Origin of the sequence: Phyllobacterium brassicacearum (genome assembly GCF_003010955.1) — a bacterium.
Lineage (GTDB): Bacteria > Pseudomonadota > Alphaproteobacteria > Rhizobiales > Rhizobiaceae > Phyllobacterium > Phyllobacterium brassicacearum.
This window is the reverse complement of record NZ_PGGO01000033.1, coordinates 30,001-42,900: the sequence shown is the minus strand read 5'-3', so window position 1 is coordinate 42,900 and position 12,900 is coordinate 30,001. Positions and strand designations below refer to the sequence as shown.

The window sequence follows — 12,900 nt, the reverse complement described above, 5'->3', positions numbered from 1 at the left end:
ATTCCAACGAACTCGTTATTGAGTTGAAAGATGCCTTGGTCGAAGTCTGGACAGCGCTGGGCATTCCGTTTTCCAAAGACAGCGCACCGGCAGTCGAGACCAGCGAACGGGTGGTGACGCTCGCTGTATCAAAGGCCGGCGGCTAACTGCTATACCTTGTGCGAGTCCGGAGCCGGCGTTTATTCTGGAACGCCGGTTTCAGGTTTTTGCGTGATCTCAGCGGTAGCCAGGTGCGAGGTGAAGGATCGTATCGGCCCGGGCATCACGAATTTGAACTTCTGAAGGTCGACGGTGAATGGGCCACCGGGGCACCGACGCCGGCCTTCTCTACCAATTCCACCACCAGTTTTGTTGATCTCATTCCAGACTCAGTACGATGCGGCCGTCGATGCCGCCCTTCTCCATACGTTCGAAGATGGCGTTGATGTTCTCGAGCTTATCCCAAGAGAAATGTGCCTGCACCAATCCCCGAGCAGCAAAGTCCAGCGCCTCCTCCAGATCTTGGCGGGTTCCGACAATCGACCCGCGCACGGTTATGCGTTTCAACACCGTGTCGAAAATTGGCATTGCAAATTTTCCGGAAGGAAGCCCAACGAGTGCCATCGTACCGTGCGACCGTAGCATGGCAAAAGCCTGCTCAAACGCGGTTGGCGATACGGCGGTAACGAGTGCGCCGTGTGCGCCCCCTATCCGCCTCTGCACCTCTTCGCCCGGGTCGACTTCAGATGCATTGATGACGATTTCGGCTCCGAATTTTGCCGCAAGCTCAAGCTTGTCCGGATAGATGTCTACGGCCGCGACATGCATGCCCATCGCCCTGGCGTATTGCACAGCGACATGACCCAGCCCGCCGATGCCGGAAATCACGATCCACTCACCGGGTTTGACCTCTGTTTCCTTCAATGCCTTGTAAACGGTAACGCCCGCACACAGGATCGGTGCGGCGGGACCCCAGTCAAGGGCATCAGGCAGGCGACCAACGTAGTTGGGATCGGCCACGGCAAATTCGGCAAAACTGCCGTTCACCGAATATCCCGAGTTCTTCTGCGAACCGCAGAGCGTCTCCCACCCGGTGCGGCAATGCGAGCAATAACCGCACGCTGTGTGCAGCCAAGGAATTCCAACACGATCGCCTTCCTTGACACGTTTCACCGAACGGCCGATGCCGACCACAGTGCCGACCCCTTCATGGCCCGGGATGAAGGGCACTGCGGGCTTGACCGGCCAATCCCCCCTGACCGCATGCAAATCGGTGTGGCAAACGCCGGTCGCAGCAATGCGCACCAATATTTGATCCGGGCCCGGCTCCGGAATGGGGACCTCCTCGATCGTCAAAGGTTTGCCCAATTCGCGAACGAGCGCCGCTTTCATCATACTGGTCATGCAGGTCTCCTTTTGTAAGACAGGAAAATGGCCGCAAGCGGCTAGCGATTATGCTGATCGATCAACCCCCGATGTTCGATTTGCGATTCCTCCTGATCGCGGTTGTGGCGATTCCGGCCGATCTTCCGAAGCCCAACGGGAAAGGCTACTGATCTCCCATTGCAAGCGGCCGACATCCTGGACAGATGAGACGGCAGTCAAGTCGCATTGTCTTTGAGCTGGATCAAACAGCGTCAGCAATCACGCTGATACGATGGCGCGAATCCATCATTCAAAAGGCACCCAAATGAAACTTCCGCCTCTCCTGGCTGCGCCATTCGCCGTGATTCCGCTTCCAGTAATCAATCGAGCGACGAGGCTGATGCTGTTCCGGGTGCTGAAACAGCATCCGGGTCTTTTCGATCGCCTCGGCGAACATCTTGGGAAGCGGTACGGCTTTGTGCCGACCGATCTTCCGCTCACCTTTGTGGTCGAGCCAGCGAGGCCGATGATCACCGTCTCACGCAAGCCAGGAACGCCTCACGCAGATGCGATTGTGGAAGGTCCATTCTTCCTTCTGCTGGCGTTGCTCGAAGGACGCGGCGATGCTGACGCTCTTTTCTTCTCGCGCGACCTGGCGGTCACCGGCGACATGGAATCGATCATGTCGCTTCGCAATGCACTGGACGATTGCAGCGTGGATCTTCCCCGCGATCTCAGCGTTGCAGCAGGCCCGTTGCGTCCCCTGTTTAAACGTGCCGCCGGCTGGATCCGCGATCGAGCCCTTTCGGGAGAATCCGTATGGAACTGATCTGCCCTGCAGGAACCCCCGCGTCTTTTCGAGAAGCAGTCGATGCGGGGGCGGACGTTGTTTACTGTGGTTTCCGCGATGAGACGAATGCCCGTAATTTCCCAGGCCTGAATTTCACCCGCAAAGAACTGGAACAGTCCATTGCTTATGCCCAAAGCAAGGGCACCCAGACCTACGTCGCGCTCAACACGTTCATGAGGGCTGGAGACGAGATCGTATGGTACGAAGCGGTGGACGATGCCGTGCGCCTTGGCGCTGATGCTGTCATCGTCGCGGATTTTGGTTTGATGGCCTATGTCGCTGAATACCATCCGCGCCAACGGCTTCACGTCTCGGTACAGGCCTCCGCCTCCAACGTCGATGCCATCAATTTCCTTGTCGACGCATTCGGGGCCAAGAGGGTGGTGCTGCCCCGGATTCTGACCATTCCCGACATCGCCCGAATTGCACGCCAGATCACGTGCGAGATCGAGGTTTTTGTTTTCGGGGGTCTTTGCGTGATGGCGGAAGGTCGTTGTTCGCTGTCGTCCTATGCCACCGGAAAGTCGCCGAACATGAATGGCGTATGTTCGCCAGCCAGCCATGTCCGTTATCGCCAGGACGGCAACGACCTCGTCTCCGAGCTCGGTGACTACACCATAAACCGATTTCCGGATGGAGAAGCCGCAGGTTATCCCACTCTGTGCAAAGGACGCTTCGAGGTGGCAGGCCAATACGGATATGCATTCGAGGATCCCGTTTCGCTCGATGTCATGGACCATATTGATGGGCTTCGCGAGGCTGGCGTGTGCGCCTTGAAGATTGAAGGAAGGCAGCGCGGAAAGGCCTACGTTGCCGAAGTCGTTTCGACCTTAAGGCGCACGCTTTCTGCCGATTCTAGAAGCCGCCCTGCCCTGATCCATCGACTTAAGCTTCTGAGTGAGGGCCAACAGACAACGTCCGGTGCCTACGAAAAACGCTGGAGATAGGATCGCACATGAAAAAACCAGCTCCAACATTGGCCCTTGGACCAGTGCTCTATTTGTGGGACGGGCCGAAATGGCGGGATTTCTATTTTCGCATTGCCGATGAGGCTCCCGTTAGTCACGTCACCGTTGGTGAGACTGTCTGCTCGAAACGCCTGCACTTTACCGAACCGTATATCGCCGACGTGATTGAACGCCTGCAAACTGCAGGCAAGACCGTGCGTGTCGTGTCTTTGGCAATTGTGACATTAGAGCGTGAAAGCCAATATGTCCGAAGCCTGATACGGGACAGCGGACATATTGTCGAAGCGAACGACCTGTCCGCCCTCAGACTTCTGAACGGACGTCCCCACGCTGTGGGACCGCTGGTCAACGTCTACAACGTCGCTGCGGCACGAGTGTTGGCTGCTCGCGGGGCGACCAGTATATGTTTGCCGCCGGAATTGCCCATGCGCTCGGTCGCGCAGATCGTGGCTGGTGTGCCTGAAGTTGCTTTTGAGGTGTTCTCCTTCGGCCGCGTGCCACTGGCCATCTCAGCGCGTTGCGCCCACGCTCGGTCCAAAGGCCACACCAAGGATAATTGTCAGTTTGTCTGTAGCGAGGATCCGGATGGACTTTCCGTGGATACACTCGAACATCGACCGTTCCTGGCATTGAATGGTGTTCAGACCGTCTCCCACACATGCCAGGCGCTTGTTGGAGAACTCTCGGATCTGGCGCTGTGCGGCGTGTCACGTTTTGTCCTGTCTCCCCAAGATTGCGATATGGTGGCGGTCAGCCGTGTCTACGATGATGTTCTGAAGCACCATATTGATGTAGAGGATGCAATGTCCCGGCTGCATCAAATCTATCCCGGCGTGCCGTTATCAAACGGCTTCCATCACGGCCAGGTGGGTGCGGCGTGGATAGCGCACACGAAAAGTGTTTCCCTTGGGGCCGAGATATGAGTGGCCGTCATTTGTTTCCTGTTGAAGGTTCCGGCCAGGCACTTATGGCCGGACATCTGTCGAACGCAGTTCGTCGCATCCGAACCGTCATTATGAACACGGCGCTGGACTGCGACTGTCGCCATCGTGTGGACAGTGCATTGCAACGCTTCGCGGCACTTGAGCACTTGCGCGACCAAAAGAGGTCACTCGAAGACGCGCATCACCAGAGACGGACCATTGAAACCATTCTCGAACTGCTGCGGGAGTTTGATGAACTGGGCTTTCAGGACATGGACGAAAGCGTGCTCCGTGAGGCCGCTCTTCTTTTCGAGGATATTGCGGCCGCAGCCCAGGCTGCTTCTCATTCGTTAAAGCTGGTCTCGTCGGATGTGTCGTCCACGTTCGATAAGCCGGCGACCACGCCATAAGCCGGGAGTCTGGCATTTGGCGAATATCGCGAAAATGCTTGCTCCGGATTATACAGACGTCAGGACGGCGCGACTTTAGAGCCGATGTGCACCGTCGCCTGGAGCTTTACGAGGTCGAAGTCGGATACCAGGACGTCCAGGCGGATCAGCCAATCGCCAGGAAATGGCACGTTCAGGTTCTCGACCCGCCACAGTCCTTCCCCGATTTTCACGGCGCGACGCTTGAGCGACGCTATCCCGAGTGTCGGGTGGGACATCACCAACGTCACTTCCTTCTCGTGGAGAGCCGCAAAGTCCCCGGTAGTTACGGACATTTGAGCCGTCATCGCTCCGATTCTCTTTGGAGTCAGCGAGAGGTCCACCATCACCTTCTCGGTATGGATGTGTACTTCTGCGGCAGCCACTGGCTCGGCCATGACCGTTCGCGGCGGAGGCGTGAATCGCCACAAGCCGACGACGGCGAGAATGCCCAAAATGAGGAGGATTTCCGCGTGAGTGGTTGTCCTCAAGTTTCTGCCGGCGACAAGGTCACCCCTTACTGCCGGACTTGTGAAGATGACGCGGTTGACGGCAGCGCATATCAGGACAACTCCAACCAACAAGGACTTGCCGACCAGAACCCGTCCGTAGTCAGTCAGCCACAATGCATCAACCCTCCCGAGTTGGACGAATGCAAGCACGACTCCGGCCACGAGCATCGGAATAACTGCAAAAAGTACCGTTCTCGAGAAACGCCGTAGAACAGACGGAGCGCTTGCGCAGCCGGTCGCAAACAGCTTGGCGAGCGGATAAAGCGATCCTGCCCAGAAAGCAGCGCTCATGACATGGATGATTACCGCACTGCGCATCAACCATTGCGGAGCTGCCGTCACAGCGTGACCGCTTGAACCGAACGCAAGCCCTACAGCGATCAAGGCAATCGCGGACAGCAGTCTGACCCGAATTTTGAACAGATGCGCAAACAAGGCCAGGCAGATAGCTGATCCCGCAAATAACGCGGATGTTCCATATGTTGTCGCGAATCCAGCATTCCATGCCGAGTTTTTGGAGAATGTGCCAATCGGCAATGACAGGACGTCCAGTCCTTGCAATGGAATCGAAAAGGCTGCGGCAGCGAGGCCAGGCAGGAGAACCGCCAGCAGAACGGGATCCCGCTTGTCGTGATGATCCGTCTCCATCCAATTGAAGAAAAAAATGCCTCCAACCCCGAAGAAACAACCTGCATAGATCAAAAGCCTTGCGAGCCAAATGAGGTCACGGACCTCGCTGTCGGTTTTCGGGCCTTCAGGATGGATCGCAGCGGTAGGTGCTCCGATCGAGTAGACGATAGAACCTCCGATCGGATGACCATCCGCAGAAACAACTCGCCAATTCAAGGCATGGGTTCCGCGTTGCCGTATGTCGGGGGCGTGTAAGGTGACCATATTTCCGGCTGCCTCGATTGACTCCAGATTTTGGATAGTCCCGTCAGGCTCAACAAGCGAAAAGAAAATAGATGAAACAGGTTCTGAAAACTCCAGAGAAAACTGTTGAGGGTAATCGTCGAGGATAGAGTTGGCTGAAGGATTCGACATCACTAGAGTAGCGTGCGCATGGCACACGCCGATGCTTGCCAATGCCAGGATCAGGGCTATCCAAAGCGTAGCTGCCAGGCGCTCAACCAATGTCGCCAGACGAACATTGCATTTTCCCAGCGACATCTATCTCATTCCGTTGTCGATTGCAGATGCATCGCCCCCCCAATATCATGGTCGGGTCGCTGCATCCTGGAGTTGTGCTAGCAGTTCATTTTTTGGGCACGATTTTCGTACCAGGGGCGGGCATCTCATAGTCGTCCGCGTTTTTTCCTTCCGCGGGAATTTCAATCCAGCGCTCTGTTGCGCCATCGGAACATTCCTGCACCACGGGGAAATAGACGATTTTGCCGACTTTCAGGTCCGGGGTCAAAAATGCCCGGAAGACAAACTCGTCATACTCATCGTCAGCAAGGTTTCCGTTGCTCCAGACGACTTCTGTTACGCCCACATCCGTTGCCTTCCCATAGTAGTCGTAGGACTGCTCGTATTTCGACGTGACCTTGTCGAGTTTCCATCCGGCTTTCGGCATGGGCTTGATCGCGATAACGCCTTCGGGGATGTGTACCCGTACTTTGACGGTTGGCTCTCCGTCGCATCCGTGAGGCACGCGCAGGACGGCCTTATATGTCGAGCCAACCTGGGCCTCCGGATTTTCAAGCGACACATGCGCCAGCGCCACCGTCATCCCTGTCATCAAAAGCGCCGCGCCTGTGAACGCCAACTTTAGCTTCAGCATCGTATTTCTCCTAGAGTGCGCGCGCCCCGGTCATCGAAGGCTGAGCGCGGACTAAAATGGAAACATGTCGCCTGCACGTATTGAAGACCTCCTACGCTGCACCATCGCGGTCAAAAGCACAGCAACCGTTCCACCAGGCGTTATTACGACGGGTTCGGGACTACCTCTTTGACCTGCATCAAGTAGTTTAGAGTTGAGTGACATAATCAAGATTTATATCAAGGATCGATTGCAGGTCTGAGTAAAATTCAAGTCTTGCGAAGAAATACCAAAATAAATTCATCTCATTTGCTCGAGGAAGTTGTACCAGCAGACTACCAACCTCTCTTTTGGCATGATAGGTTTCCGATGCGACCGTGCCTTGGGAGGAGACGTTGATGTCCGAACCACCCGACCTGCCCGTGCCGGCGCGGCGGCGGGTGGAAATCATCACATTTCTGGTGCTTGCATTCGGTATTTGGCCGGTTGTTGCCGTGGGTGTCGTCGGCGGCTACGGCTTCCTTGTCTGGATGCTGCAGATCATTTTCGGGCCGCCCGGCCCTCCCTCTCATTGAGATAGCAAAATGACGGCGACGAACATTTCAAGACGGGCTTTCCTGGTCGGGCGACAGGCACCCGGTTTTCGTCGCATCCTTCCGCCGGGTACTACCGCAGAGAGTTTGCTCGCCTGCAGCGGCTGCGGCAATTGTGCGGATGCATGTCCCACCCACATCATCTGCCTTGTCGGTGACTTGCCGACGCTCGATTTTTCCCATGGCGAATGCACCTTCTGCGGCGAATGCGCGAACGTTTGTCCGGAGCAGGTATTCCAAGCCAACTTACTGCATCGTTTTCCGCATGTAGCCCTGATCACTGACAGCTGTCTGGCCCGAAACCACGTCGAGTGTCAGTCGTGCCGCGACGCCTGTCCCGAGCAGGCGATCCGTTTTCGCCCTCAGATCCGCGGACCTTTTCTGCCTGTTCTCGACGACGAAGTCTGCAATGGATGCGGTGCTTGCATCAGCGTCTGTCCCGTAGCCGCCATCAACGTTCGTGAGTTGTCACATGAGGCGGCACATGCGTGACAAGGGACAAACCTACCATATTTCAAGCGCCGTCATCATGACGTTGCCGGCAATGCAAGATGCCGTGCTCACACGGCTCCGCGAAATGGCGAATGTCGAGGTCCATGCGCATCAGGGCAACAAGATCGTCGTCGTGATCGAGGGCATAAGCACGGGCATTCTCGGAGACCGATTGTCTCAGATCTCCGCCCTTGAGGGGGTGATGGCGGCGAACATGGTTTTCGAGCACGTCGAAACGGAGGAGACCGGAAGCAATGACCGAACTGACGCGGCGTGAAGTTCTCAGGGCACATGCGGCTGCAGTTGCCGCAGCCACAGCCGGCATCACATTGCCTGCGTTCGCGCAGCCAGTTCCGGGCGGCGTGAGCGCACTCGAAATCAAATGGTCGAAAGCCCCCTGTCGCTTCTGCGGAACGGGCTGTGGCGTCATGGTGGGCGTCAAGGAAGGCCAGGTGGTAGCAACGCACGGCGACATGCAAGCCGAGGTCAATCGCGGCCTAAACTGCATCAAGGGCTATTTCCTGTCGAAGATTATGTATGGCGCTGATCGCTTGACGACTCCGCTGTTACGCAAGAGAGCTGGCGTCTACAGCAAGGACGGTGAGTTCGAGCCAGTGAGTTGGGAGGAAGCCTTCGACGTCATGGCCGAGCAGTGCAAAAGGGTGCTGAAGGAAAAGGGCCCGACAGCTGTCGGAATGTTCGGCTCCGGGCAATGGACAATTTTCGAAGGCTATGCTGCGACCAAGCTGATGCGAGCCGGGTTCCGCTCCAACAATCTCGATCCGAACGCCCGGCACTGCATGGCCTCTGCAGCCTATGCCTTCATGCGCACTTTCGGCATGGACGAGCCGATGGGCTGTTACGACGATTTTGAGCACGCCGATGCCTTCGTGCTTTGGGGCTCGAACATGGCGGAGATGCATCCGATTCTCTGGACGAGGGTCGCTGACCGGCGGCTCGGCCATGAACACGTCAAGGTCGCGGTGCTTTCAACGTTTACCCATCGCAGCATGGATCTTGCTGACGTTCCGATCGTCTTCAAACCGGGAACAGATCTCGCCATTCTCAACTACATTGCCAATCACATTATCCAGACCGGAAGGGTAAACGAAGAGTTCGTCAAGCAGCATACGACGTTCATGCGCGGTGCCACGGACATTGGTTACGGCTTGCGCCCGGATGACCCGCTGGAGGTTAAGGCAGCAAATTCCTCCAATCCGGCCAAAACGGAGCCGATGAACTTCGAAGAATTCAAGAATTTCGTTTCCGAATATACGCTCAAGAAAGTCGCGGACCTGTCTGGCGTTGATTCCGGTTTCCTTGAAGAACTTGCCGAGCTTTATGCTGACCCCAATCGCAAGGTCATGTCTCTCTGGACCATGGGCTTCAATCAGCATGTACGCGGCGTCTGGGCGAACCAGATGGTGTACAATATCCATTTATTGACGGGAAAAATCTCAGAACCCGGTAACAGCCCGTTCTCATTGACGGGTCAGCCTTCGGCCTGCGGCACCGCGCGCGAAGTGGGCACATTCGCGCATCGCCTACCCGCCGACATGGTCGTCACCAACCCGGAGCACCGCAAGCACGCCGAAGAGATCTGGCATGTGCCGCACGGTATTGTACCGGAAAAACCTGGCTATCACGCCGTGGAACAGGACCGGATGCTGAAGGACGGCAACCTCAATTTCTATTGGGTCCAGGTCAATAACAACGTGCAGGCGGCTCCCAACACGAGCAACGAAACGTACCAAGGATACCGCAATGCGGACAACTTCATCGTGGTTTCGGATGCCTATCCAACCATCACGGCGATGAGCGCCGATCTGATTCTGCCAGCTGCAATGTGGGTGGAGAAGGAAGGCGCTTATGGCAACGCCGAGCGGCGCACCCACGTCTGGTACCAGCTGGTGCAGGCACCAGGCGAGGCGCGTTCGGATTTGTGGCAACTGGTCGAGTTCTCCAAACGTTTCATCACCGATGAGGTCTGGCCTGCCGAGATCCTGGATGCCAATCCCGACTATCGCGGCAAGACACTCTACGAGGTGCTGTTCAGCAACGGCGTTGTCGACCGCTTCCCGGCGCGTGAAATCAATCCGGATTACGACAACAATGAAGCGAAGGCATTTGGTTTCTACATCCAGAAAGGTCTTTTTGAAGAGTACGCCAGCTTTGGACGCGGGCACGGGCACGATCTGGCACCCTACGACCGCTATCACGAAGAACGGGGATTACGATGGCCCGTCGTCAACGGCCAGGAGACGAAGTGGCGTTATCGCGAGGGCTATGATCCGTACGTCAAGCAAGGCGAAGGCGTAAAATTCTACGGCCGGCCCGACGGCAGGGCGGTCATTCTTGCCGTTCCGTACGAGCCTCCGGCCGAATCTCCCGACGATGAATTCGACATCTGGCTCGTTACGGGACGTGTGCTCGAGCACTGGCATTCCGGTTCGATGACCATGCGCGTTCCGGAGCTTTACAAGGCCTTTCCCGGGGCCCGATGTTTCATGAATGCCGACGATGCCCGCAAACGCGGCATCAACCAGGGGGCCGAGGTCCGGATCATCTCCAGGCGGGGAGAGATACGCTCCCGTGTCGATACCCGGGGACGCAATCGAATGCCCGCGGGTGTGATTTTCGTGCCTTGGTTCGATGCCAGCCAACTCATCAACAAGGTCACCCTTGATGCAACGGATCCCATCTCCAAACAGACGGATTTCAAAAAATGCGCTGTCAAGATTGTCTCGGTCGCATAGTCCATCGACCACGATGGGTGCTGTTCATCGTTACCATGGCTCTGTTCGTGGGACCCGCTGCAATCGCCCAAATGGTTCCCCCGCTGTCCGGCCCGGACCAGGCAATGGAGGAAGTCCCGGCTGCGCCGATGCCAAAGTGGATCGTCGATGATATCCGCAAGATGCGGGCATATCCGGACCAGCCGCCTGTCATCCCGCACTCGATCGAGGGCTATCAGCTGTCCGTAAACACCAACCGCTGCCTGTCGTGCCACAAGCGCGAATTTACACAAGGGTCGGGAGCCCCAATGATCAGCGTCACCCACTACATGACCCGTGAAGGCCAGATGCTGGCCGACGTGTCCCCGCGCCGCTATTTTTGCACCGCCTGTCATGTGCCGCAGGCAGATGTTCGCCCCCTCGTCGAGAACAAGTTCAAGGATATGAGCGAATTGGGTTTCAAGCCGGCGGGGAGCGAGTAGCGGGTGATGAAGCGGGTAAGAAGAATCCTGGCCTGGGTCTGGAAAGTCCTCAGTACACCTGCGGCGACCCTTAGCCTCGCATTCCTGACGTTGGGTGGCTTCGTTGGCGGCGTGATGTTTTGGGGTGCCTTCAATACCGCACTTGAGCTGACCAACACGGAGGCCTTTTGTACGTCCTGCCACGAAATGAAAGACAATGTATATGAGGAATTGACCCGCACAGTTCATTTTTCCAACCGCTCGGGCGTGCGCGCCTCCTGTCCTGATTGCCACGTTCCGCACGAATGGACCGACAAAATTGCCCGCAAGATGCAGGCGTCAAAGGAAGTCTGGGGCAAGATTTTCGGCACAATCAACACGCGCAGGAAGTTTCTCGATCACAGGCTTGAGCTGGCACAGCATGAGTGGGCACGGCTGAAGGCCAACGACAGTCTGGAATGCCGCAACTGCCATTCGTCGGTGGCGATGGACCTTTCAAAACAGACGCAGCGAGCGGCAGATATCCACACGCGCTACCTGTTGTCCGGCTCTGCCACGTGCATCGATTGCCACAAGGGGATCGCCCACGAGTTGCCCAACATGCAGGGCGTCGATCCCGGCTGGAAAATGCCACCGGAACTTGAAGGTGAAAAACAGCCTTCCGCCAATGCCATCGATGATCTGAAGCGGGCGATCGCCACTGCGCATGGCGGAATGTTGAAGGATCAGTAGTTCGGTTCCAAGCAAAGCTACGACGCCAGAGGGAACAAGCGATCGCCGCGAAAGATATTCGCGGCCGGACTCAAATCCATGTCATTTCTGTTCGCGTGGAGTGTCGTCTTCGCGCATGCCTTGTTTGAAGGTTTTTATACCTTTGGCAACATCGCCCATGAGCTCGGGGATCTTTCCGCGCCCGAACAACAACACAGCGACGGCCAACACGATGAGCCAGTGCCATATACTTAACGAACCCATTATCTCTCTCCGCTTTTTGCGGTCGGCAGCAGCACAGAACGGAGGTCTTTGTGCCCGCGATCCATTGCGGTGATGGTGGCGGGAACCATCCCGCAACCATCCGCGAACAACGCTCGATTTACGAACCGAGCTTAGCGATGTCGCCGTCGAGACGCTCCCGTGCCTTTTTCGGCAGCGTTGCGGTCTTGACGGCTTCCAGATTGGCCGGCGCATCACCAACAACGATAAGCCCAACCATCCCCATGCCCGCATGAGGCGTGCACTTCACAGCATATGCGCCATCGACGTCGAACGTCTGTTTGAACGTTTCGCCCATCTTGCTCTTGAACGGTGTTGATCCGGTCGGGATCAAATCTTTGAACGTTTCGACATTGTGGCCCTTGTCCGTCGGGACGAACGTCACAGTGTCGCCCTTGGCGACCTTGACGAAACTTGGCTCGAATACCATCGCACCGTCGGTACCTTTGTTGAGCATTTTTACTTCGAAATCCGCAGCGAAAGCAGGTGCTCCAAGCATCGACAGGCCGATCACCGCGCCAGTAAACATTTTCAGGACCGATTTGGTCATTTTACTACTCCTTGTTGCCGGGACACTTCGGGCCCCTTCATGAAGGAATTAGACCGCTCGACTTGTTGCGTCTTTGATCCCACGCAAACATGACAGTTGGTATTTAGTTTTCTTGAAGAGTTTCTTGAAGATTTCGCTGAACGCTGTGCAAGTGTCAGCAACTGTTACGAGCTGTTCCAATCGGACGGCGTGGCACGCCTGGCAACTCTGCCTATCGGGCTTGGATGCCAGGGCGTGTACTCATAGTTCCAGACGCCATGGACTTGGCGATGTCCGGTTTACCACCGGT

15 protein-coding genes are annotated in these 12,900 nt (G+C 56.5%); 10 read left to right on the top strand and 5 right to left on the bottom strand.

All coding sequences use genetic code 11. From position 1 onward, the window contains the following. Window positions 1-357: 357 nt before the first annotated feature. Window positions 358-1,383 carry an alcohol dehydrogenase AdhP gene (adhP, locus tag CU102_RS26410; protein ID WP_106714048.1) on the bottom strand — a complete coding sequence of 342 codons (1,026 nt, stop codon included), beginning with the start codon at window positions 1,381-1,383 and terminating at the stop codon, window positions 358-360. A gap of 286 nt (window positions 1,384-1,669) precedes the next feature. Here adhP and ubiT point away from each other — a divergent pair, with 286 nt between their 5' ends. From ubiT to CU102_RS26390, 4 genes are read left to right on the top strand one after another with little or no spacing between them, the layout of a single operon-like run. Next, complete coding sequence (ubiT, locus tag CU102_RS26405) at window positions 1,670-2,173, top strand: ubiquinone anaerobic biosynthesis accessory factor UbiT (RefSeq protein ID WP_106714047.1); 504 nt, start codon at window positions 1,670-1,672, stop codon at window positions 2,171-2,173. Beyond that, window positions 2,164-3,141, top strand: a complete 978-nt coding sequence (ubiU, locus tag CU102_RS26400) for a ubiquinone anaerobic biosynthesis protein UbiU (protein ID WP_106714046.1) — start codon at window positions 2,164-2,166, stop codon at window positions 3,139-3,141. Before ubiT ends, ubiU begins: the two co-directional genes overlap by 10 nt. A gap of 8 nt (window positions 3,142-3,149) precedes the next feature. Beyond that, window positions 3,150-4,085, top strand: a complete 936-nt coding sequence (ubiV, locus tag CU102_RS26395) for a ubiquinone anaerobic biosynthesis protein UbiV (protein ID WP_106714045.1) — start codon at window positions 3,150-3,152, stop codon at window positions 4,083-4,085. A gap of 44 nt (window positions 4,086-4,129) precedes the next feature. Continuing rightward, the gene (locus tag CU102_RS26390) at window positions 4,130-4,495 is read left to right on the top strand and encodes a hypothetical protein (protein WP_133624734.1); all 366 of its coding nucleotides are present in this window, start codon (window positions 4,130-4,132) and stop codon (window positions 4,493-4,495) included. Window positions 4,496-4,554: 59 nt separating this feature from the next. On the opposite strand, the gene CU102_RS26385 is transcribed toward CU102_RS26390, so the two are convergent. Together CU102_RS26385 and CU102_RS26380 are read right to left on the bottom strand one after the other, a co-directional pair. After that, on the bottom strand, window positions 4,555-6,195 hold the full coding sequence (locus CU102_RS26385) for a copper resistance CopC/CopD family protein (protein WP_106714043.1): 1,641 nt from the start codon (window positions 6,193-6,195) through the stop codon (window positions 4,555-4,557). A gap of 85 nt (window positions 6,196-6,280) precedes the next feature. Next, complete coding sequence (locus tag CU102_RS26380; protein WP_106714042.1) at window positions 6,281-6,808, bottom strand: YcnI family copper-binding membrane protein; 528 nt, start codon at window positions 6,806-6,808, stop codon at window positions 6,281-6,283. A gap of 377 nt (window positions 6,809-7,185) precedes the next feature. On the opposite strand from CU102_RS26380, the gene napE reads away from it, so the two are divergent. From napE to CU102_RS26350, 6 genes are read left to right on the top strand one after another with little or no spacing between them, the layout of a single operon-like run. Continuing rightward, entirely contained in the window at window positions 7,186-7,362 is a 177-nt protein-coding gene (gene napE, locus CU102_RS26375; RefSeq protein WP_106714041.1) for a periplasmic nitrate reductase, NapE protein, read from the top strand. Window positions 7,363-7,371: 9 nt separating this feature from the next. Next, window positions 7,372-7,872 (top strand): ferredoxin-type protein NapF, encoded by a 501-nt coding sequence (napF, locus tag CU102_RS26370; protein WP_106714040.1) that lies wholly within the window; start codon window positions 7,372-7,374, stop codon window positions 7,870-7,872. After that, window positions 7,865-8,149, top strand: a complete 285-nt coding sequence (locus CU102_RS26365) for a chaperone NapD (protein WP_106714039.1) — start codon at window positions 7,865-7,867, stop codon at window positions 8,147-8,149. The genes napF and CU102_RS26365 overlap by 8 nt, the downstream gene beginning before the upstream one ends. Next, window positions 8,127-10,628: a periplasmic nitrate reductase subunit alpha gene (gene napA / locus CU102_RS26360; protein WP_106714038.1), complete on the top strand. Its 2,502-nt coding sequence runs from the start codon at window positions 8,127-8,129 to the stop codon at window positions 10,626-10,628. Before CU102_RS26365 ends, napA begins: the two co-directional genes overlap by 23 nt. Continuing rightward, window positions 10,598-11,089, top strand: coding sequence for a nitrate reductase cytochrome c-type subunit (locus CU102_RS26355; protein WP_106714037.1), 492 nt, complete (start codon window positions 10,598-10,600; stop codon window positions 11,087-11,089). Before napA ends, CU102_RS26355 begins: the two co-directional genes overlap by 31 nt. A gap of 6 nt (window positions 11,090-11,095) precedes the next feature. Beyond that, window positions 11,096-11,800, top strand: a complete 705-nt coding sequence (locus CU102_RS26350) for a cytochrome c3 family protein (RefSeq protein ID WP_106714036.1) — start codon at window positions 11,096-11,098, stop codon at window positions 11,798-11,800. 81 nt (window positions 11,801-11,881) lie between these two features. Here CU102_RS26350 and CU102_RS26345 read toward each other — a convergent pair whose 3' ends face one another. Both CU102_RS26345 and CU102_RS26340 read right to left on the bottom strand, forming a co-directional pair. Next, window positions 11,882-12,043: a twin-arginine translocase TatA/TatE family subunit gene (locus tag CU102_RS26345; protein WP_106714035.1), complete on the bottom strand. Its 162-nt coding sequence runs from the start codon at window positions 12,041-12,043 to the stop codon at window positions 11,882-11,884. 118 nt (window positions 12,044-12,161) lie between these two features. Further along, window positions 12,162-12,611, bottom strand: a complete 450-nt coding sequence (locus CU102_RS26340; protein ID WP_425351608.1) for a pseudoazurin — start codon at window positions 12,609-12,611, stop codon at window positions 12,162-12,164. Window positions 12,612-12,900 lie beyond the last annotated feature (289 nt).